This is a genomic window from Streptomyces sp. NPDC056061, from assembly GCF_042266885.1.
Taxonomy (GTDB): domain Bacteria; phylum Actinomycetota; class Actinomycetes; order Streptomycetales; family Streptomycetaceae; genus Streptomyces.
Map to the genome: position 1 here is coordinate 30,404 of NZ_JBHJWQ010000014.1, position 20,118 is coordinate 50,521.

At 72.4% G+C, this 20,118-nt stretch carries 18 protein-coding genes and 1 pseudogene; 15 read left to right on the forward strand and 4 right to left on the reverse strand.

Going from position 1 to position 20,118, the window contains the following annotated elements:
- Positions 1–131: 131 nt before the first annotated feature.
- From aroH to der, 5 genes are all read left to right on the forward strand, one after another.
- Positions 132–494 carry a chorismate mutase gene (gene aroH, locus ACFC79_RS20350; protein WP_376242005.1) on the forward strand — a complete coding sequence of 121 codons (363 nt, stop codon included), beginning with the start codon at positions 132–134 and terminating at the stop codon, positions 492–494.
- On the forward strand, positions 491–1,576 hold the full coding sequence (locus ACFC79_RS20355) for a prephenate dehydrogenase (protein WP_376242007.1): 1,086 nt from the start codon (positions 491–493) through the stop codon (positions 1,574–1,576). Before aroH ends, ACFC79_RS20355 begins: the two co-directional genes overlap by 4 nt.
- Positions 1,577–1,685: 109 nt before the next feature.
- On the forward strand, positions 1,686–2,402 hold the full coding sequence (cmk, locus tag ACFC79_RS20360) for a (d)CMP kinase (RefSeq protein ID WP_376242009.1): 717 nt from the start codon (positions 1,686–1,688) through the stop codon (positions 2,400–2,402).
- A gap of 68 nt (positions 2,403–2,470) precedes the next feature.
- On the forward strand, positions 2,471–3,058 hold the full coding sequence (locus ACFC79_RS20365) for a lysophospholipid acyltransferase family protein (RefSeq protein WP_376242256.1): 588 nt from the start codon (positions 2,471–2,473) through the stop codon (positions 3,056–3,058).
- Between the two features lie 99 nt (positions 3,059–3,157).
- Positions 3,158–4,627, forward strand: coding sequence for a ribosome biogenesis GTPase Der (gene der, locus ACFC79_RS20370; RefSeq protein ID WP_376242011.1), 1,470 nt, complete (start codon positions 3,158–3,160; stop codon positions 4,625–4,627).
- Positions 4,628–4,701: 74 nt separating this feature from the next.
- On the opposite strand, the gene ACFC79_RS20375 is transcribed toward der, so the two are convergent.
- Both ACFC79_RS20375 and ACFC79_RS20380 read right to left on the reverse strand, forming a co-directional pair.
- Entirely contained in the window at positions 4,702–5,064 is a 363-nt protein-coding gene (locus ACFC79_RS20375) for a hypothetical protein (protein ID WP_376242013.1), read from the reverse strand.
- Positions 5,065–5,195: 131 nt separating this feature from the next.
- Complete coding sequence (locus tag ACFC79_RS20380; RefSeq protein ID WP_376242014.1) at positions 5,196–5,984, reverse strand: hypothetical protein; 789 nt, start codon at positions 5,982–5,984, stop codon at positions 5,196–5,198.
- A 354-nt stretch (positions 5,985–6,338) separates the two neighbouring features.
- Between ACFC79_RS20380 and ACFC79_RS20385 the strand changes: the two genes are divergently transcribed.
- The 4 genes from ACFC79_RS20385 to ACFC79_RS20400 all read left to right on the forward strand — a co-directional run bounded on the left by ACFC79_RS20385 (position 6,339) and on the right by ACFC79_RS20400 (position 10,196).
- Positions 6,339–7,622, forward strand: coding sequence for a glycosyltransferase family 4 protein (locus tag ACFC79_RS20385; RefSeq protein WP_376242016.1), 1,284 nt, complete (start codon positions 6,339–6,341; stop codon positions 7,620–7,622).
- A complete protein-coding gene (locus ACFC79_RS20390) occupies positions 7,619–8,467 on the forward strand; it encodes a transferase (protein WP_376242018.1) in 849 nt (282 codons plus the stop codon). The genes ACFC79_RS20385 and ACFC79_RS20390 overlap by 4 nt, the downstream gene beginning before the upstream one ends.
- A gap of 131 nt (positions 8,468–8,598) precedes the next feature.
- Positions 8,599–9,555, forward strand: a complete 957-nt coding sequence (locus tag ACFC79_RS20395; RefSeq protein WP_376242020.1) for a helix-turn-helix transcriptional regulator — start codon at positions 8,599–8,601, stop codon at positions 9,553–9,555.
- 425 nt (positions 9,556–9,980) lie between these two features.
- Positions 9,981–10,196, forward strand: coding sequence for an I78 family peptidase inhibitor (locus tag ACFC79_RS20400; RefSeq protein WP_376242022.1), 216 nt, complete (start codon positions 9,981–9,983; stop codon positions 10,194–10,196).
- A gap of 106 nt (positions 10,197–10,302) precedes the next feature.
- On the opposite strand, the gene ACFC79_RS20405 is transcribed toward ACFC79_RS20400, so the two are convergent.
- Positions 10,303–11,328: a phosphatase PAP2 family protein gene (locus ACFC79_RS20405; RefSeq protein ID WP_376242024.1), complete on the reverse strand. Its 1,026-nt coding sequence runs from the start codon at positions 11,326–11,328 to the stop codon at positions 10,303–10,305.
- A 541-nt stretch (positions 11,329–11,869) separates the two neighbouring features.
- Between ACFC79_RS20405 and ACFC79_RS20410 the strand changes: the two genes are divergently transcribed.
- Both ACFC79_RS20410 and ACFC79_RS20415 read left to right on the forward strand, forming a co-directional pair.
- Positions 11,870–13,564: an MFS transporter gene (locus ACFC79_RS20410; RefSeq protein ID WP_376242026.1), complete on the forward strand. Its 1,695-nt coding sequence runs from the start codon at positions 11,870–11,872 to the stop codon at positions 13,562–13,564.
- A 188-nt stretch (positions 13,565–13,752) separates the two neighbouring features.
- The gene (locus tag ACFC79_RS20415) at positions 13,753–14,967 is read left to right on the forward strand and encodes an acyl-CoA dehydrogenase family protein (protein ID WP_376242028.1); all 1,215 of its coding nucleotides are present in this window, start codon (positions 13,753–13,755) and stop codon (positions 14,965–14,967) included.
- Positions 14,968–14,989: 22 nt separating this feature from the next.
- On the opposite strand, the gene ACFC79_RS20420 is transcribed toward ACFC79_RS20415, so the two are convergent.
- The gene (locus ACFC79_RS20420) at positions 14,990–15,430 is read right to left on the reverse strand and encodes a cell division protein SepF (protein WP_376242030.1); all 441 of its coding nucleotides are present in this window, start codon (positions 15,428–15,430) and stop codon (positions 14,990–14,992) included.
- Positions 15,431–15,739: 309 nt separating this feature from the next.
- On the opposite strand from ACFC79_RS20420, the gene ACFC79_RS20425 reads away from it, so the two are divergent.
- From ACFC79_RS20425 to ACFC79_RS20440, 4 genes and pseudogenes are all read left to right on the forward strand, one after another.
- Positions 15,740–16,993 (forward strand): DUF5685 family protein, encoded by a 1,254-nt coding sequence (locus ACFC79_RS20425; RefSeq protein WP_376242258.1) that lies wholly within the window; start codon positions 15,740–15,742, stop codon positions 16,991–16,993.
- Positions 16,994–17,081: 88 nt separating this feature from the next.
- Positions 17,082–17,996 (forward strand): annotated as a pseudogene (locus tag ACFC79_RS20430) (LLM class flavin-dependent oxidoreductase); the annotation flags it as partial.
- 3 nt (positions 17,997–17,999) lie between these two features.
- Positions 18,000–18,815: a DUF1684 domain-containing protein gene (locus ACFC79_RS20435; protein WP_376242032.1), complete on the forward strand. Its 816-nt coding sequence runs from the start codon at positions 18,000–18,002 to the stop codon at positions 18,813–18,815.
- 258 nt (positions 18,816–19,073) lie between these two features.
- Positions 19,074–19,973, forward strand: a complete 900-nt coding sequence (locus tag ACFC79_RS20440; protein WP_376242034.1) for a S1 family peptidase — start codon at positions 19,074–19,076, stop codon at positions 19,971–19,973.
- The last annotated feature ends 145 nt before the right edge of the window (positions 19,974–20,118 follow it).

Here is a 20,118-nt window from a genome sequence, read left to right on the forward strand (position 1 = left end):
GGATTTTCTCCGGCGTCGACGGCTCCGGCCGGTGCCGCACGCCCGGCGGGCGGTACGGGACAGCCCTCGCTCCCCGGGTCGTTAGGCTGTCGCGCGGAAGGATCACGTGGACAAGAGGACAGGAGCACGGCGTGGCGGTACGAGCGGTCCGTGGAGCCGTCCAGCTGGAACGCGACGAGGCCGGACACATGGCCGAGCAGGTCGGCGCACTGCTCGACGCGGTCCTGGAGCGCAACGCATTCGTCGCGGACGACCTGATCAGCATCTGGTTCACCGCGACCCCCGACCTGCACAGCGACTTCCCGGCCGCCGCGGCACGCGGCATCGGTATCGTCGACGTGCCGCTGATCTGCGCCCAGGAACTCGACGTCGCGGGGGCCATGCCCCGTGTGGTGCGGATTCTCGCGCACGTCGAGACCTACCTCTCCAAATCCGAGATCGCGCACGTCTACCTCGGCGCCACCGCCGACCTCCGCAAGGACATCGCCCAGTGAGAACCGCCCTCGTCATCGGAACGGGCCTCGTCGGCACCTCCGCAGCCCTCGCCCTCGCCGGGCGCGGCATCCAGGTCCACCTCGCCGATCACGATCCGCAGTCGGCCCGCACAGCGACCGCGCTCGGCGCCGGTACGGACGAGGCGCCCGAGGGCCGCGTCGACCTGGCGATCGTCGCCGTGCCGCCGGCCCACGTGGCCCCGGTGCTGGCCGCCGCCATGCGCGACGACGTCGCCCGCGGCTACCTCGACGTCGCCAGTGTCAAGGGAGCGCCGCGCCGCGAGCTGGAGGCCCTCGGCCTCGACCTCACCCCGTACATCGGGACGCACCCCATGGCGGGCAAGGAGCGATCCGGTCCCCTCGCCGCGACCGCCGACCTCTTCGAGGGGCGCCCCTGGGTCCTCACCCCGACCCGGGACACCGACACCGAGGTGCTCAATCTGGCCCTGGAACTCGTCGCGCTCTGCCGCGCAGTCCCGGTCGTGATGGACGCGGACGCCCACGACCGGGCCGTCGCCCTGGTCTCCCACACCCCGCAGCTGATCTCGTCGATGGTCGCCGCCCGCCTGGAGGAGGCCGACGAGGCCGCCGTGCGTCTCTGCGGGCAGGGCATCAGGGACGTCACGCGGATCGCCGCCTCCGACCCCCGGATGTGGCTGGAGATCCTCTCCGCGAACCCCGGACCCGTCGCCGACGTGCTGGCCGGGGTCGCCGCCGACCTGGACGAGACGGTACGCGCGCTGCGCGGTCTGCAGTCCGCCGACGACGAGCGGCGCCGCGAGGGCACCGAGGGCATCGAGGACGTCCTGCGCCGCGGCAACGCGGGCCGGGTGCGGGTGCCCGGCAAGCACGGGACGGCCCCCGCCTCGTACGAGACGGTGTCCGTGCTCATCAGCGACCGGCCGGGCGAACTGGCCGGGATCTTCGCCGACGCCGGCCAGGCCGGGGTCAACGTCGAGGACGTGCGCATCGAGCATGCCACCGGGCAGCAGGCGGGCCTGGTGCAGCTGATGGTCGAGCCGAGCGCCGCCCCCGGGCTGATCGCGGCCCTGCGCGAGCGCGGCTGGGCGATCCGGCAGTAGGCCGGGAGGCGGTTGTCCACAGGGGTGCCGGGGACCGTCCCGGCACTCGGTAACCTTGTGCGGTGCGGGTACCCGCGCCCCCGTCCGCCCACCCCGAGCCATCAGGAAGGTGTCCACCACCGTGGAAACCGCAAGCGCCGCCGCCCGGACCGCCCCGGCCGCAGTGATCGTCGCCATCGACGGCCCCTCCGGCACCGGCAAGTCGAGCACGTCCAAGGCCGTCGCCGCCCAGCTCGGTCTGAGCTACCTGGACACCGGCGCCCAGTACCGGGCGATCACCTGGTGGATGCTGAACAACGGCATCGACGTCGAGGACGCGACGGAGGTGGCGACCGCCGCCGCCAAGCCGGTCATCGTCTCCGGCACGGATCCGGCCGCCCCCACGATCACCGTCGACGGCGAGGACGCCTCCGGCCCGATCCGCACGCAGGAGGTGACCTCCAGGGTCAGCGCCGTCAGCGCGGTCCCCGAGGTGCGCACCAGGATCACCGAGCTGCAGCGCACCATCGCCGCCGCCGCCGAGCGCGGCATAGTGGTCGAGGGCCGCGACATCGGCACCACCGTGCTGCCCGGCGCCGACCTGAAGATCTTCCTCACCGCCTCCCCGGAGGCGCGTGCGGCCCGTCGCAGCGGAGAGCTCAAGGGCTCCGACCTCGCCGCCACCAAGGCGGCGCTGATCAAGCGGGACGCCGCCGACTCCGGCCGCCGGACCTCCCCACTGGCCAAGGCGGACGACGCCGTCGAGGTGGACACCACCGAGCTGACTCTTCAGCAGGTCATCGAGTGTGTCGTCACCCTCGTCGAGGAGAAGCGGGCCGCGAAGTGACCCGAGCCACCACGGGCTCGCCGTCGCCCCGCGGCGCGGCGGTCGGGCGCGGGATCGGGATCGGCCTGATGTACGGGCTGTGGAAGCCCCGCGTCCTGGGCGCGTGGCGCGTTCCCGCCTCCGGACCGGTCATACTCGCGGTGAACCACTCGCACAACATCGACGGGCCGATGCTGATGGGCACCGCGCCCCGGCCCGTCCACTTCCTGATCAAGAAGGAGGCGTTCGTCGGTCCGCTCGATCCGTTCCTGCGCGGAATCGGTCAGCTGAAGGTGGACCGCACGACCGCCGACCGGACCGCCATCACCGGCGCCCTCGGCGTGCTGGAGAACGGCGGGGCGCTCGGGATCTTCCCCGAGGGCACCAGGGGCGAGGGCGACTTCGCCTCGCTGCGCGCCGGGCTCGCGTACTTCGCGGTGCGCAGCGGGGCGCCGATCGTGCCCGTGGCCGTCCTGGGAAGCACCGAGCGCCGCGGACGGTTGATATCGGCACTGCCGCCGTTGCGCGGCCGGGTCGACGTCGTCTTCGGCGACGCCTTCATGGCGGCGTCGGCGGACGGCCGGCGGACGCGCAGGGCGCTCGACGAGGCGACGGAACACATCCAGGCGCGGCTGGCAGCCCACCTGGACGAGGCCCGGCGTTTCACCGGGCGCTGAGAGCCGCCCCGCCGGATGGTGGGGCAGTTCGTGCAAGACGTGAGTAGTGGGCCGCCCGATCGCGGCCCATCGATGATGAGGCAAAGAGGAACGGACTTCATGAACGACCAGATTCACTCCGGGGGCTCGGACCACGAGCACGGAGCACTTGGCGACGCCGAGTACGCGGAGTTCATGGAGCTCGCCGCGGAGGAGGGCTTCGACACCGAGGAGGTCGAGGGCGCGATCGACGAGGCCGGTCACGGACCGCTCCCCGTGCTCGCCGTCGTCGGGCGTCCCAATGTCGGCAAGTCGACACTGGTGAACCGGATCATCGGCCGCCGCGAGGCAGTCGTCGAGGACCGGCCCGGTGTCACCCGCGACCGCGTCACCTACGAGGCCGAGTGGGCGGGCCGCCGCTTCAAGGTCGTCGACACCGGCGGCTGGGAGCAGGACGTGCTGGGCATCGACGCCTCCGTCGCCGCCCAGGCCGAGTACGCGATCGACGCCGCCGACGCCGTCGTCTTCGTCGTCGACGCGAAGGTCGGTGCCACCGACACCGACGAGGCCGTCGTCAAGCTGCTGCGCCGGGCCGGGAAGCCCGTCGTGCTGTGCGCCAACAAGGTCGACGGGCAGAGCGGCGAGGCGGACGCCGCCATGCTCTGGTCGCTGGGCCTCGGCGAACCGCACCCCGTCTCCTCGCTGCACGGCCGCGGCACCGGCGATCTCCTCGACGCCGTGCTCGAAGCGCTTCCCGAGGCCCCCGCCCAGCGCTTCGGCTCCGTGGTCGGCGGGCCGCGCCGGATCGCGCTCATCGGCCGTCCGAACGTCGGCAAGTCCTCGCTGCTGAACAAGGTGGCCGACGAGGAGCGTGTCGTCGTCAACGAGCTCGCGGGCACCACGCGCGACCCGGTCGACGAGCTGATCGAGCTCGGTGGCGTCACCTGGAAGTTCATCGACACGGCCGGCATCCGGCGCCGCGTCCACCTCCAGGAGGGGGCGGACTACTACGCGTCGCTGCGCACCGCCGCCGCCGTGGAGAAGGCCGAGGTCGCCGTCGTCCTGATCGACGCGAGCGAATCCATCAGCGTCCAGGACCAGCGGATCATCACCATGGCCGTGGAGGCCGGGCGTGCCCTGGTGATCGCGTACAACAAGTGGGACACCCTCGACGAGGAGCGGCGCTACTACCTGGAGCGCGAGATCGAGACGGAACTCGCGCAGATCTCCTGGGCCCCGCGGGTCAACATCTCCGCCGTCACCGGCCGCCACATGGAGAAGCTGGTCCCGGCGATCGAGACCGCGCTCGACGGCTGGGAGACCCGCGTCCCCACCGGCAGGCTGAACGCGTTCCTCGGCGAGATCGTGGCCGCCCACCCGCATCCGATCCGCGGCGGCAAGCAGCCCCGGATCCTCTTCGGCACCCAGGCCGGCACCAAGCCGCCGCGGTTCGTGCTGTTCGCTTCGGGCTTCCTGGAGCACGGCTACCGGCGGTTCGTCGAACGCCGGCTGCGTGAGGAGTTCGGCTTCGAGGGCACCCCGATCCACATCTCGGTGCGGGTCCGCGAGAAGCGCGGACGCAACAAGTAGCGACGCCGAGCACACGACGGAGCCCCGGACCGGTTCGGATACGAACGCTGCGGTCCGGGGCTCCGCCGTGCGGTTCAGGCGTCGCGCGATCCCGGCGGAAGCGCCGCCGGCCGGGCGCGTCCGGAGTGCCGGCCCACCCGTTGCCAGGAAACGGGACCGTCGGGGTGTCCGGCCGGTCCGCCGTGGGCGGAGGCTCCATGGTGCACGGAGAGACCGGTGGAGAAGCCGCCGGGTTGAACGGCCGAGTGGCCGGGGCTGCCGCCGCTCAGCGGGACACGGCCGGCGAAGAGCCCGAGGCCGAAGGCCACGAAGCCGAGATTCTCCTCACCGCTGCGATCACCCGGCAGCGCCCGGAACGACCGGCGGTACTCGGAGTACAGCGCGTCGTAGATCGGGGTCTGGGACGGGCCGCCCGATGGCTCCCGCGAGGGGCGCATGGCAGGGATCGGGCGCTGATGGGAGGAGTCGTATGAGTGCACGTATCTGCCAACGACCCCACAGTCCGTCGGATGCGGGCCCGGCCGAGAAATAGCTGTTCGCCGCAGGTCCGGGAACCCGGCGGACACGATCAGGTCCCGGCCAGCGGCATCGCGGCGGCGACCAGGAGCCCCTCCGCCGCCGCCTTGTCCAGGGCGTCCCGCAGCAGGTCCTCGCGGGGCTGCTGGCCGATCGACCCCACAGGGGCGGCGAAGAGAAGCACGGTCCTGGACTTGTTGGCCGCGTTCCGCCAGCCCTCGGTGACCTGGAGCGGCGCATGGGCCTGCCACCAGGTGACCGGGGCCCCGCCGTCGGCGCCCGGCTGGAGCACGGCGTGCAGCCGGCCCACGGCGAGCAGGATCGACCAGCCGTGCAGGACCGAGGGCACCCGGTCCAGCCGGTGGACCGGCTCGAAGCCCTGCTCCAGGAGGAGCCGGAGGAATTCGTCGCCCTGGCTTCCGTCGGTGCCGGGCCGGGCGATCGCGCCGGTCGGCTCGACGACGAGGGCCGGGTGGAGCTCGTCGTCGATCAGCACCAGGCCGCTGGTGATCCCGAGGACGGCCTGCTCGCCGGTGCCCCCCGGCTGTCCCTGCGGTGCCGCCTCGCCCGCCGTGATGCTGCGCACCGCGCCCTGCAGCTGATCCTCCGCGACCTGGACGACCTGGGAGGGGATGCACGTCGCGTGGGCGAAGGCGAGAACGGCGGTCTCGTCACCGACGAAGAGGACGGTGCTGGTGCGCTCCTGCTCGGAGTCGCCCGGGGTGCGGCAGGAGGTGCAGTCGTAGTGGCCTGGGGTGTTGTCGCCGACGAGCAGTCGGTCGGCTTCGGCGTCGCCGATCTCGGCGCGTACGTCCTCGCTGACGTCGAGCATGCGCGGCACGGGTGGCTCCTCGAACTCGGTGCGTGAGCCGGGCGCTTCCCGGCTCATGAAAGGGACAACGGGAGATCCGCGGCCGGGGTCACGCGAGAAGGGGAACGTAATCGAACCAATTGACGCGAGGTATGAATCTCGCCCTCGGAGGGGCGGTTGGAGACTGTATGTATCGATTGGTGCCGGACGATGTGGTCCATGCGGCCCTGCAGCAGTACGCCGATGCGTCGATAAGTCGGGAAAACAGGTGAACGTGGAGATGGCTGAATTTGATGCGGGTCCGGAGTGAACCATCGGCCCGTCCGGCCCGTCCTGCCAAGTGTTGCCCGCCGCCGATCAGCCGAACGGGAGTCAAGGCGTTCCATGCACATCTCCTTCCTGCTCCACAACGCCTACGGAGTCGGGGGAACGATCCGTACGACGTTCAACCTCGCCGCGACGTTGGCCGAGCACCATGACGTCGAGATCGTGTCCGTCTTCCGGCACCGGGACGTCCCGGCGCTGGGCGCACCGGCGGGCGTCGAGCTGGGCCACCTCGTCGACCTGCGGAAGAAGAGCCCGACGTACGACGGGGACGCCGCCGACCATGCCCGACCCGCGACCGTCTTCCCGCGCGGCGACAGCAGGTACCGCCAGTACAGCAGGCTGACCGACGCCCGGGTGGCGAACCATCTGCGCTCCCTGGACGCGGACGTCGTCGTCGGAACCCGGCCCGGGCTCAACGTGCAGATCAGCCGGCAGGCCCGGCGCGGTCCGGTACGGATCGGTCAGGAGCACCTCACCCTCGACAGCCACGGGTACCGGCTGCGCCGCGAGATCGGGCACCGCTACGCCCTGCTCGACGCGATCACCACCGTCACCGAGGCCGACGCCCGTGCCTACCGGTCCGTGTTCAGACTGCCCGGCGTACGGATCGAGGCCATCCCCAACAGCGTGCCCGCACCCCGGATCGCGCCCGCCGACGGCACCGGCAAGTGGGTGATCGCCGCAGGGCGGCTGCACAAGGTCAAGCGGTACGACCTGCTCGTGCGCGCGTTCGCCGACGTGGTCGCCGTCCGCCCGGACTGGCGGCTGCGCATCTACGGAGCCGGCGACGCGACCGGGAACGAACGCCGGGCGCTGCTCGCGCTCATCGGCGAACTCGGCCTGCACAACCACGTGTTCCTGATGGGATCGGTCAACCCCTTGGAGGCCGAGTGGCCCAAGGGGTCGATCGCCGCGGTCACCTCGGACCGCGAGTCGTTCGGCATGACGATCGTGGAGGCGATGCGCTGCGGCCTGCCGGTCGTCGCCACCGATTGCCCGCACGGCCCCCGGGAGATCATCGAGGACGGCACGGACGGACGGCTGGTGCCGGTCGGCGACGCGGTGGCCGTGACCGACGCCCTCCTCGGCCTGATCGAGGACGACGAGACCCGGCACCGCTTCGGGCGCGCCGCGCTGACCGCCTCCGAGCGGTTCGACCCGGCGCGGATCGCCGAGCGCCACGAGCGGCTCTTCACCGAACTCGCCTCCCGCGCCCCGCACGGCCGTTCGCACGGGGCGCTGCGCACCGCACTGCACCGCGCCCGCGGCACGGTGCTGGACGGGGCGTACGCCGTGCGCTACAAGGCTGCCGACGTCATCCGCAGGAGGAAGACCGCATGACCGCCCCCGTGCAACGACCGGTACCCCGCGCCGACTGCACCGCGGACCCGGACGGAACGATCGCCTTCGCGCTCGACGACCCCGGCTTCGGCCCCGGCCCGTACGGCGACGGGGAGCGGCCGGAACTCGTGTTCCGGCTGCGCGGGGGCACGGGCGACGACGCCGTGCTCCGGCTGCCGCTGCGGCCGGCCGACGACGGGCGGCTCCGGGCGGTGCTGCCGGGCACCGCGGAACCGGCCGAGGGGCGCTGGGACGCCCGTCTGCGCGGGCCGGGCGAGGACGACGACGCGGCGGCGGCGGTCGAGCCCGGAATCAGGGACCTGCGTGACCTCGTGGACCAGGTGCCGGGGACCGGTCGGGTCGCGGTGCGCATCCCGTACCCGACCGCCGACGGCAGGCTCGCCCTGCGCTGCTGGGTCCGCTCGCCGCACGCCGAGGCCGGGGCGATCGGCCTCGACGGAAACGCGATGACCGTCGAGGGCTCCCTGTACGGGGCCCGGCTCGGCGACGACGCCCGTGCCGAGGCGAGGGCACCCGGCGATCCCGGCCGGGTCCGCCGGGTGCCGGTCACCGGGGAGGGGAACACGTTCTCCTTCACGCTCCCGCTCGACGGACTGGTGGACGGGCCGGTGGCGGAGAAGCAGCTGTGGACGCTCTGGCTGATCCCGGGGGAGGGCGCCGACGAGGTGCGGATCTCCCGGCTCCTCGACGACGTGTGGGATCGCCGGAACATCTTCGTCCACCCGGACCGCGCCATCGGCGGGGGCGTCCGGGCGACCCCCTGCTACACGGGCGACAACGACCTCTGTGTCCGGGTCGAGCCCGGTCCGTCGACGGCCGGGTAGACCGCCGCGCACCGGCCGGTCCGGCCCCGCGCGGGCCCGGCGGATCCGCGTGCGGGGGCCTGCCCCGGCCGGTGCACCGCCGAGGCCGATCGCGGACACGTACCGTCCGCGACCCCTGGCAGACTCCTGCCATGTTGGAGACCTCGGCACGGCTGCTGCGACTGCTCTCACTGCTCCAGACCCACCGGGAGTGGGCGGGGGCCGATCTCGCCGATCGGCTGGGGGTCACCCCCCGGACCGTCCGCCGCGACGTCGACAAGTTGCGCGAACTCGGCTACCCGGTCAACGCGAGTCCGGGTACCGGCGGTGGGTACCGGCTCGGTGCGGGCGCCCGGATGCCGCCGCTGCTCCTCGACGACGAGGAGGCCGTCGCCGTCGCCGTCGGCCTGCGCACCGCGGCGGGCAACGGCGTCGACGGCATCGGGGAGAGCTCCGTACGCGCCCTGGCCAAGCTGGAGCAGGTGCTGCCGGACCGGCTCCGGCGCCGGGTGAACGCGCTGAACACGTTCACCGTGCCGCTGCTGCGGGCCCCCGGCGCGTCGACCGACCCGGGCGTTCTCACCGAGCTGGCCGGGGCCTGCCGGGACAAGGAGCGGCTGCGCTTCGACTACCGGGACCACTCCGGCTCCGTCTCGCGCCGGACCGTCGAGCCGTACCGGCTGGTGTGCACCGAGCGCCGCTGGTACCTCGTCGCCTGGGACCTGGAGCGCGAGGACTGGCGCACCTTCCGGGCGGACCGGATCACTCCCGGACCACCGCACGGGCCGGTGTTCGTCCCCCGTGCCGCACCCGCCGAGGACCTGGCCGCCTACGTCTCGCGGGGGATCTCCACCGCCGCGTACACGACCCACGCGGTGGTGCGGCTGAAGACGGGGATCGAGCGCGCGGCCGAACGGCTCTCGCCGTTCGCCGGGGTGCTGGAGGCGGAAGGTGCCGACAGCTGTCTGCTGCGTACGGGGGCGGTGAGCCTCGATGTGATGGTCGTTCACGTCATGATGCTGGGGTTCGACTTCGAGGTGGTCGAACCGCCGGAACTCATCGACGCGATCAGGCGGGCCAGGGACCGGTTGTCCCGGGCCGTCGACTGAGCGGATGCCGTCGCCGGTGCGGGACCCGGTGGTCCTGTTTCCCGGGCGCCGGGTTTGTCCCGCACACGGACGGCCTCGGCCCTCCCGCTCCGCGATGCGAATTTTGTGAACAAAAGATAAGGGTGCCATAAGGAAGCGTGAATTCCTGGTGGCATGCTCATTTTCTTCGCTTATCCGATGCGGAAATACGGGCCGCTCGGAACGTCGTATTCAGTTTGTTTTCCGACTCCTCGCCGGGATCCGTCCGGGGGATTTCCGATTACTGTCCGTCGGCTCGTGGACCGTCCGTCCGGGGCATGCGGCCGCGGCGGCACATGTGTCGTGATCCTGTGACACAAGTGTGACCGGCGGGGGATGTGCGGACGCCCTGCGACGGCCGTGGGCCCCGGCTTCCGCCGAGGCCGACGGCCGCCTACGGTGGGGGTATGGCGCACCCACGGACCCCTCCCGCCCAGCCCGAGGACACCCCCGGCGCGTACGTCGGTCTCGCCGTCGACGCGGCCGAACGGCGGGCCCGCGGGCGTGGCTGGAGCACCGTCAGATCGCTGCCGCCGGGCACGGTCATCACCATGGAGTTCCGGACCGGGCGGATCAACTTCGAGGTCGCCGACGCGGTCGTGACCCGCTGCTGGGTGGGCTGACGCGCCGCACCCCGGCCGGGACACGGCTGAGGGCCCCGACGCGGGTCGGGGCCCTCAGCCGTGTCCCGGGGGCGGTCGTGCGTACCGGCCCCCGTCGTCCCGGGGATCAGCCGCCCGCCACCGGGCGGGCCGGGGCGGCGCCGCCGCGCGGGGTGCGGTCCGGGTTCGGCGGGCGGCGGCTGCCGGTCGGGGTGACCGGGGTCCGCTCCGAGCGCGTCGTATGGACCGGGTGCGACGGGACCGGGTGGCTGCGCGGGCGCGCGGCGGCGGGGGCCGGGGGGCCGCCCGCGGCGACCGGTTCCAGCACCTGGTCCGCAGCCAGGACGTCGACGGCGTCCTGGCTGCGGACCGGCGCGGTCCGCGGGCCCGCGATCGTGACGGGCGCGGGGGACACCGGACGGCCGAGTCCCCGCAGGCTCTCGCGCTGGGCGAAGATCCAGGCTTCCGCCCGGGAGATCAGCGGCTCGACCCAGGGCAGCCCCAGCAGGATCAGCAGCCCGGCCGCCCAGCCCAGCAGCACGTCGCTGAGCCAGTGCGTACCGAGGTAGACGGTGGTGAGTCCGACGCCGAGCGAGACGATGGCCGACATGGCCGACAGATAGCGCCTGGCCCTCGGGGTGGTGGCCAGATAGGCGAGGATTCCCCAGGTCACGACCGCGTTGGCGGTGTGACCGGAGGGAAATATATCGCCGCCGGCGAAGAGGTCCGCGGAGCCGATCTGCGTCGCGTAGTGCGGACCGAGCCGTCCCAGGCCGATTTTGACCGCACCGACCGTGGCGTTGAGCAGCAGGAGCGCCGCACCGAGGGTCAGCAGCGGGCGCAGCGTGTGCTGCCGCCACGAGCGCCAGCCGAGCCAGCAGGCGACCATGGTGGCCGTCGGACCGCGCTGGCCGAGCACGATGTAGTAGTCGAGGAACGCATGGATTTCCGGCCATTGTTGATACGGCCGGAAGAGCATGACCTTCCAGTCCAGTGCCACCAGCCAGGAGGAGACCAGCACGGCGACGACGATGGCGACATAGAACGCCAACGTCCCGCCGAAGAGCGCGACGCGGTGACGGCTCATCCGCGGTGGCTCTATCTTCGGCGGTTCCGGCTCCCGGTCCAGGCGGGCAAAGATGTCGGTACGCACCCAATCGACGTTACAGCGAGTTAGCTCGCGACCAGGGCGATCAGGTCTCTTTGTGATGACGATGTGATGTGGAACATGTCTCGGCAGAGCCTTAATTTCTGATCCCGAGAAGCCTTTCGGAGAGTCCGAAGACTATTGATTTCGCACTTATTTCGGAAGGGTGTTTGGTGCGGCCGGAAAAACGCAGGAGGTGTCGGTATGAAATTAACCGGCCACTCCCGGGGGGTGCGGAGGGTGCCCGCTCGGTCACCGAGCGCTCCGATGGTGGGCCCGGCGATCGCCCCGCGAATCGGGCCGAGTACCTTCGTGCCGGGCGCGGAGCCCGTCCGCGCAGGTCGGGGAGGGGCGAGCGGCGTCCCGCGCCGCACCGCGGGACGCGGCCGGCGGCCGGTGGGGGTATGACCTGGGACACGTGTGGGTTCTTTGAACTCGCGTACGCTGACGCATCACTCGCCCGTCGATGCCGGGCCCCGAGGGGCAGCGGACCCACTGCGTCCCAGGCTGGCCTGCCGAGCGCGAGGACCTTTTGGGAGGTACATGCATGTCCGGGACGACCGAAGCCCGATTCCGGCTGCGCGCAGCCGCCGACGGTGCCAATCGATGGGTCGTCCTCGTCGTCCTCTGCCTCAGTCTGCTGCTCGTGGCGCTCGACGCGACCGTGCTGCACGTCGCGGTCCCGGCCGTCACCGAGGACCTGCGTCCCAGCGCCGTCGATCTGCTCTGGATCGTGGACGCCTATCCGCTGGTCTGTGCCTCGCTGCTGATCCTCTTCGGCACCCTCGGCGACCGGGTCGGCCGCCGCCGGGTGCTGCTGCTCGGCTACGCACTCTTCGGGATCGCCTCCGCGGCGGCCGCGCTGGCCGGCAGCCCCGGCGTGCTGATAGCCGCGCGTGCCCTGCTCGGGGTCGGCGGGGCGATGATCATGCCCGCGACGCTGTCGATCCTCCGCCAGGTCTTCCCCGACCGCCGCGAGCGGGCCGTGGCGATCGGTGTCTGGTCCGCGGTCGCCGCGGTGGGGGCCGCCACCGGGCCCGTCGTCGGCGGGTTCCTCGTCGAACACTTCTGGTGGGGCTCGGTCTTCCTGATCAACATTCCGCTGATGGCACTGGTCCTGCCCGTCGGCCGCCTGCTGCTGCCGGAGTCCCGCGGCGGCGAGGACGGCCCGTGGGACGTGCTGGGCGCGCTGATGGCCGCGGCCGGGGTGCTCGGGGTGGTCCTCGGGGTGAAGCGGGCGGGTGCGGGCGAGGGGCTGTTCAGCCCGACCGCGTTCGTACCGCTGCTCGTCGGTGCGGCGCTGCTGGCCCTCTTCGTGCGCCGGCAGAAGCGACGCACGCACCCGCTGATCGACATCGGGATGTTCTCCCGGCCCGCCTTCTCCACCTCGGTCGGCTGCATCGTCGTCGCGATGCTGGCCCTGGTCGGGCTGCAACTGATCGCCGTGCAGTACCTCCAGCTCGTCCTCGGACTGAGCCCGCTGGAGACGGGACTGCGGCTGCTGCCGCTCACCTTCGCGGCCATGGCCGCGGGCGCCACCGGTTCGTACACACTGAACCTCCTCGGGCCGCGCCGGATGGTCGGCTGGGGCTTCGTGCTCACCGCGGCCTCGGTGCTGGTCCTGACCGCCATGGGCCGCCACGACCGGCCGGCCCTGCTGACCGCCGCCTTCGTCGCCCTCGGCTTCGGACTCCAGACCACGCTCTTCGGGGCGTACGAGTCCATGCTCAGCGACGCCCCCGCCGACCGGGCGGGCGGGGCGGCGGCGATCGGCGAGACCTCGTACCAGCTCGGTGCGGGCATGGGGACCGCCCTGCTCGGCAGCGTGATGAACGCGGCCTACGCGCCGGGACTCGCGGACCTGCCCGACAAGGGCGTCCCCGCCGCCGACAGGGAGGCCGCCACCCACTCGCTGGGCGAGGCGTATCAGGTGGCGGACCGGCTCGGTGGTCCGCTGGGCGAGACGCTGCGGACCACGGCCTGCGGCTCCTTCATCACCGGGCTGCACGTCACGCTGCTGGTCAGCGCCGGTCTGCTGCTGCTCGGGGCGTTCGCCGCGCTGCGGCTGCCGCGGGTGGCGGAGTCGTCCGCGCAGGCCCCCGAGCCGACGGAGGCCGTTGCGGACGAGGTGTCCCGCGATGTGCTCCCGGCACCCCGCACGAGCACCGTGCAGCCCACGATCCCGGGTCCGGCCCGCCGTCGGCCCGCCGGGGCGACCGGCTCTGGACGGGCGGGTCGCTGAGCCGTAACGTCGGCACGACGTCATGACCGGGGCGTGTTTCGCGACATGCCCCGACACCGCCCAGTTCGGGGTCGGTCCGCCGCGCGGAGCGGGGGCGCGGGTCCGGCCGGGTGCGTGCCCGGTCCCGCCACACCGCGGCCGCCGCGCCGTCCGGCCCCCGCATCGTGCCGGCCGCCGGAGGCGCCCTCATGTCCACCACCCCGTCCTCGAAGCTCCCGCCCTTCGACCCCGCCGACCCCATCGGCATCGACGACCTGCTCGACCCCGAGGACCTCGCCATCCGCGACACCGTCCGCGCCTGGGCGGCCGACCGGGTCCTGCCGCACATCGCCGAGTGGTACGAGAACGGCGAACTGCCCGGCATCCGCGAGCTGGCTCGCGAACTCGGTTCGCTCGGCGCCCTCGGGATGTCCTTGCACGGGTACGGCTGCGCGGGAGCCACCGCGGTCCAGTACGGGCTGGCCTGCCTCGAACTTGAGGCGGCGGACTCGGGCATCCGCTCGCTGGTCTCCGTGCAGGGCTCGCTCGCCATGTACGCCATCCACCGCTACGGCTCCGAGGAGCAGCGCGAGCGGTGGCTGCCGGGCATGGCGGCGGGCGAGATCATCGGCTGCTTCGGCCTCACCGAGCCGGACCACGGTTCCGACCCGGCCGGGATGCGGACGTACGCCCGGCGCGACGGCACGGGGGACTGGGTGCTGACCGGCCGCAAGATGTGGATCACCAACGGTTCGGTCGCCGGGGTGGCCGTCGTCTGGGCGCAGACCGACGAGGACGGCGCGGCAGGCGGGATCCGCGGATTCGTCGTGCCGACCGACACCCCGGGATTCTCGGCACCCGAGATCACGCACAAGTGGTCCCTGCGCGCCTCGGTCACCAGCGAGCTCGTCCTGGACGAGGTGCGGCTGCCGGCCGGTGCCGTACTGCCCGGCGTCACCGGTCTGCGCGGCCCGCTCAGCTGTCTGGGCCACGCCCGCTACGGCATCGTCTGGGGGGCCATGGGCGCGGCGCGCTCCGCCTTCGGGACGGCCCTGGACTACGCGCGGACCCGGGAGCAGTTCGGGCGGCCGATCGGAGGCTTCCAGCTCACCCAGGCCAAGCTCGCGGACATGGCCGTGGAACTGCACAAGGGCATTCTGCTCGCCCACCATCTGGGCCGGCGGATGGATGCGGGCACGCTCCGTCCGGAGCAGGTGAGTTTCGGGAAGCTCAACAACGTGCGGGAAGCGATCGACATCTGCCGCACCTCGCGCACGATCCTCGGCGCCAACGGGATCTCCCTGGAGTACCCGGTGATGCGCCACGCGACGAATCTGGAGTCGGTGCTCACCTACGAGGGCACCGTGGAGATGCACCAGCTGGTGCTGGGCAAGGCACTCACCGGTCTCGACGCGTTCCGGTAGAACGGTCCGGCGAGCGCCCTGTTCAGCTCTGGTTGAAGAAGCCGTCGGCCGGCCGGCCGACGGCTTCGCCGCTGACCACCTGGGTGTCGGCCGGGGTCAGCAGGAAGACCCGGGTGGCCACCCGTTCGATCGATCCGCGCAGTCCGAAGGTGAGACCGGCGGCGAAGTCCACGACGCGCTTGGCGTCGGTGGGGTCCATGGCCGTGAGGTTGACGATCACCGGGACACCGTCCCGGAACAGCTCGCCGACGGCCCGGGCGTCCCGGAAGCTGTCGGGGGTGACGGTGGCGATCCGGCGGCCGGTGTCCTCGGCGCTCCGGGAGGCCACCTGCACCCGGGGGTCGGTCACCCATGCCTGACCCGTCCCGGTCTGTGCCACCTCGGGGTACTCGTCGTCGTAGTACCGCTCGTCGTTGTCCTCCACGAGGCCCAGCCAGGCACTCGCCTTGCGCACCGATCCCATGGACGCCTCCTCTCACCGCGGTTCCGTGATGCTCCGCATCTCTTTCGTCTTCCTATGGTCGTCCATGATGCGGATCGCGCGCCAAGTGGATAGACGGCGCGCAGGGGATTCGTGACGGTACTGGTGCAGAAGATGTGGTGGTTCGTCAGCATTCCTCCCGCATCGATGGTCTGAAAGAAAGAAAATGTGATGCACCAGTCCGTCCGAGTGACCCGCGGGGCGTACGGGTGAACGGATGGCTGGAATACGATGCTCGTCGCGCACGCGCACGAGCACGGCGCACGAGTGAACGACCGTCGGGGGATCGTCGTGTTCGGAATCGTCAGGCCCTGCACCCATCGCCTGTCCGAGGGGTTGAGGACCGAGTGGATGGCCCATCTCTGCGGGCTCTGTCTCGCACTTCGCTCGGACCACGGACAGTTCGCCCGCGTCGTCACGAACTATGACGGCCTGATCGTCTCGGTACTGACGGAGGCTCAGTCCGAGCGGACCGCCGGATGGCGACGGACCGCTGGCCCCTGCCCGCTGCGCGCCATGCGGACCGCACCCGTCGCCCGTGGCGAGGGGGCCAGGCTGGCCGCCGCCGTCTCCCTGGTACTGGCCTCGGCGAAGGTACGGGACCACGTCGCGGACCGGGACGGCCTGTTGAAGCGCCGTCCGGTCGCCGCCGCGGCCCGCCGGATCGCCGCGGGCTGGGACCGGGCGGGCGCGCGCACCGGCGCGGAGCTCGGCTTCGACACGGCGCTGCTCGTCGACGCCGTCGACCGGCAGAGTGGCGTCGAACTGCTCGCCGGCCCCGGAACGCCGCTGCTCACGGTCACCGAACCCACCGAGACCGCCACCGCCGCCGCCTTCGCGCACACCGCGATACTCGCCGGCAGGCCGCAGAACGCGGAGCCGCTGGCCGAGGCGGGCCGGCTCTTCGGCCGCCTGGCGCACCTGCTGGATGCCGTGGAGGACCAGGAAGCTGACGCCGCGTCGGGGGCCTGGAACCCGCTCACCGCGACCGGCACCTCACGGGCCGAGGCGCGACGGCTGTGCGACGACGCCCGGCGTGGCATACGGCTCGCGCTGCGCGACGTGGAGTTCACCGACGACAAGCTGGCCCATGTGCTGCTGGCCCACGAACTGCGGCAGTCGGTGGACCGGGCCTTCGGCACCACGTCGTGCTCGCACCGCGCCGACGGCACGCTCCCGGACGGGCTCGCGACCCCGTCGGACGTCCGGCCGGCCGGATCCTTCGGACCGCCGCCCGGAAATCCGTACGCCCCGAGCCCCGGCAATCCCTACGCCCCGGGCCCCGGCGGCCCCGGCGGTCCGTCGGGGCCCCCGCCCGAGCCGCCGCGCGACCGGCGCGGGCTGATCGCCGGCTGCCTGGTCTGGGCGGGGCTGGCCTGCACCTGCCAGATGTGCTGCGGCACCTTCAACGACCCGTGGAGCCACCGGCGCCGCGAAGGGCTCTGCAACAGCGCCAACTGCGGGAACTGCTGCGACTGCGGGGATTGCTGCTGCAACTGCGGGGACTGCTGCGAGTCCTGCGACTGCTGCGACTGCAGCTGTTGAGCCGGGGCGCCGCCGGGCCCGCCACGGCCCGGCGGCGTCACGTGATCTCGGGCGGCGAGATCCGCGAGGTCCCGATCGACGACGTGCCGTCGTCACGTCCTCGGACGCGTTCACGGGGAGAACTTCCGCCGCGGCGGCCATCTCGACCGGGCCGACCGGTACACGAGGGCCGCCGAGTTCGTCGCCGCGGCCCGCGAGCTGTGGGACAGCTGGACCCCCGACGGCCCCGCGCCCGTTCGCGTACGCCGGTCGACACTTCGGCATCGAGGGGGAGTTCACCGTTCCGCGCTCCCCGCAGGTACATCCGGTCGTCATCCAGGCCGGGGACTCGCCCCAGGGCCGCGAGTTCGCCGCGTCGGCCGCGGACGTCGTTTTCACCCGGCACGGCACCCTGGAGGACGGCCGTGCCTTCTACGCGGACGTCAAGACGCGGCTGGCGGCGTACGGCCGGAGGCCCGACCAGCTGAAGATCATGCCCGGTGTCACCGTGGTGCTCGGTGACGCCGAGGCCCAGGAGCGGGCGGCCGAGATCCGGCACCGGCAGATCTCCCCGCAGAACGCGTTGCTGGCGCTGGAACAGGTCAGGGGCCGCGACCTCTGCTCCCTCGACCCCGACGGCCCCTTGCCAGGGAGCGAACCGGATCCCGGTTCCACCCCGGTCCGGGGCCGGGTCCGGCACGCCGACCCCCTTGCGGCCGCGGCTCGTTGGCGCGCCGTGTCGCAGGAGAAGGGGCTGTCGATCCGGCAGACCGTCATCGAGACGACCGGGCGGCAGTCCTTCATCGGCAGCCCCCGTACGGTCGCGGCGCGCATGACGGAGTTCGTGGTCGCGGACGCCGCCGACGGCTTCGCCCTCGTCCCGCAGCTCACGCCGGGCGGCCTTGACGACTTCGTCGACCTGGTCGTCCCACTGCTCCAGGAGCGCGGGGTGTTCCGCTCCGACTGCACCGGTACGACGCTGCGTTCGCACCTCGGGCTCATCGAGCCGGTGTGGAAGGGTTGACGCATGAGCACGGACACACCGCAGCCGCAGGACACCGAGCGGGCGGCACAGGACTGGCAGCACTGGCACGAGGGGCGCGTCGCGGGAGTCGCCGCCCCGTACGGGCCGCTCTCCCTCACCGGCACCCACTGGCTCTCCGACCACGCGGACGGCCGCATCCCGCAGGTGCCCGGCCGGTGGCGCGAGGACGGCGGGGAGGTGGTGCTCGACGCCGACGGCGAGGACGGCCTCACGGTCGACGGAGAGCCTTTCGCCGGACGGGTCCGCCTCACCGCCGACCGCGGTCCGGTCGAGGCGTCCCGCGTCGCGTACGGCGGTCGCCGCCTGGTCGTGCTCAGCCGCGAAGGGCTCCGGGCGGTGCGGGACTTCGACCCCCGATCCGCGGCCCGGCGGGCCTTCCGGACCATCGAGGCCACCCCGTACGACCCCCGCTGGGTGCTGCCGGGCGCCTACCGCCCGTACGGCGGTGTCCGCACCGTCCGGGTCGAGAACGCCGACGGGGCCGAGCGCGGCCTCTCGCTCGCCGGGGAGATCGTCTTCGAGGCCGGGGGCGCGGAGCACGTCCTCCATGCGGCGGTCGAACCGGACGGCTCGCTCTGGGCGGTCTTCGCGGACGCAACCAGCGGGACGAGCAGCTACCGGTTCCGGTTCCTGCGCCCCGCCGCCCCGTCGCCGGACGGTGGCGTGACGGTCGATCTGAATCGCGCGCTGCTGCCGCCCTGCGCCTTCGCGGACCACTTCATCTGCCCCTTCCCGCCGCCCGGTAACACCCTTCCGTTCGCCGTCGAGGCGGGAGAGCGCAGCCGTGTGGACAACTGACTGATCGTCATATCTCTTCGCGGAAACCGCCCCGGTGGTCCGTCGGGCCGCCGGGGCCGGGGTGCGGGCGGGGCGGGGGCGGAGTCGGGCCGGAAGGCCCTCTTGCGCCGGAAGTTGAGCCCTTGAATACTCCCGTCCAGTGCTTGTCAGGAACACGGCATGTTCCCGTCGCGGGCGACCTGCCGTGCGAACGACTGCGCCTCACGGGTCCGACCACCCCACAGGCGGACCCCCGACTTCCCTCGGGAGGAGCGAAAAGTGAGGATCAAGCGCACCACCCCCCTCGACGTCACCGTCAGACGCACCCGGGCCGTTGCCGTCGCCGCAGGACTCCTCGCCGTCGCCGCGCTCGCGGTCCCCAGCGCGCAGGCCGACTCCGCCCCCACGTTCGGCGCCAGTCAGCTCACCGCCGCGAGCGATGCCGTGCTCAAGGCCGACGTGGCGGGCACCGCATGGAGCGTCGACCCGAAGTCCGGCACCGTCACGGTCTCCGCGGACAGCACGGTCTCGCAGGCCGAGATCGCCCGGATCAAGGAGACCGCCGGAGTCAACGCGGGCGCCCTGCGGATCGAGCGCACCCCGGGAAAGCTCAGCAAACTGCTCTCCGGCGGCGACGCGATCTACGCCCCCGGCTGGCGCTGCTCGCTCGGCTTCAACGTCCGCAGCGGGAGCACCTACTACTTCCTGACCGCCGGTCACTGCACCGACGGCAACCCGCCCTGGTACACCAGCTCCTCCCAGTCGACCGGCATCGGTCCGACGGTCGGCTCCAGCTTCCCGGTGAACGACTACGGCCTGGTGCGCTACGACAACACCTCGGTCCCCCATGAGGGCACCGTCGGAAGCGTCGACATCACCGGTGCGGCCGACGCCACGGTCGGCATGTCCGTCACCCGCAGGGGCTCCACCACCGGTACCCACGGCGGCACCGTCACGGGGCTCAACGCCACGGTCAACTACGGCAACGGCGACGTCGTGTACGGCATGATCAAGACCAATGTGTGCGCGGAGCCCGGAGACTCCGGCGGCCCGCTGTACTCCGGCTCCAAGGCGATCGGTCTCACCTCCGGCGGCAGCGGCGACTGTTCCTCGGGCGGTACCACGTACTTCCAGCCGGTCCCCGAGGCGCTCAGCGCGTACGGGGTCAGCATCTACTGATCGCGGACGGGCCGACGAGGGCGGGCGCTTCGTACCCGGGCTCGATGCTCGAACGCCAGTCGGCCCGATCCTCGAACGCCAGTGGGAAGGGACACGGAGCCCCCACCCGAATTCCGGGTGGGGGCTCCCGCTCGCCCGGCCCGTC

What these genes read in the sequence shown, in the direction of transcription:
- ACFC79_RS20365 (WP_376242256.1), top strand. Translation starts at nt 2,471, where the DNA reads ATGTACGGGCTGTGGAAGCCCCGCGTCCTGGGCGCGTGGCGCGTTCCC.
- der (WP_376242011.1), top strand. Translation starts at nt 3,158, where the DNA reads ATGAACGACCAGATTCACTCCGGGGGCTCGGACCACGAGCACGGAGCA.
- ACFC79_RS20375 (WP_376242013.1), bottom strand. Translation starts at nt 5,064, where the DNA reads ATGCGCCCCTCGCGGGAGCCATCGGGCGGCCCGTCCCAGACCCCGATC.
- ACFC79_RS20385 (WP_376242016.1), top strand. Translation starts at nt 6,339, where the DNA reads ATGCACATCTCCTTCCTGCTCCACAACGCCTACGGAGTCGGGGGAACG.
- ACFC79_RS20390 (WP_376242018.1), top strand. Translation starts at nt 7,619, where the DNA reads ATGACCGCCCCCGTGCAACGACCGGTACCCCGCGCCGACTGCACCGCG.
- ACFC79_RS20395 (WP_376242020.1), top strand. Translation starts at nt 8,599, where the DNA reads ATGTTGGAGACCTCGGCACGGCTGCTGCGACTGCTCTCACTGCTCCAG.
- ACFC79_RS20400 (WP_376242022.1), top strand. Translation starts at nt 9,981, where the DNA reads ATGGCGCACCCACGGACCCCTCCCGCCCAGCCCGAGGACACCCCCGGC.
- ACFC79_RS20410 (WP_376242026.1), top strand. Translation starts at nt 11,870, where the DNA reads ATGTCCGGGACGACCGAAGCCCGATTCCGGCTGCGCGCAGCCGCCGAC.
- ACFC79_RS20415 (WP_376242028.1), top strand. Translation starts at nt 13,753, where the DNA reads ATGTCCACCACCCCGTCCTCGAAGCTCCCGCCCTTCGACCCCGCCGAC.
- ACFC79_RS20420 (WP_376242030.1), bottom strand. Translation starts at nt 15,430, where the DNA reads ATGGGATCGGTGCGCAAGGCGAGTGCCTGGCTGGGCCTCGTGGAGGAC.
- ACFC79_RS20435 (WP_376242032.1), top strand. Translation starts at nt 18,000, where the DNA reads ATGAGCACGGACACACCGCAGCCGCAGGACACCGAGCGGGCGGCACAG.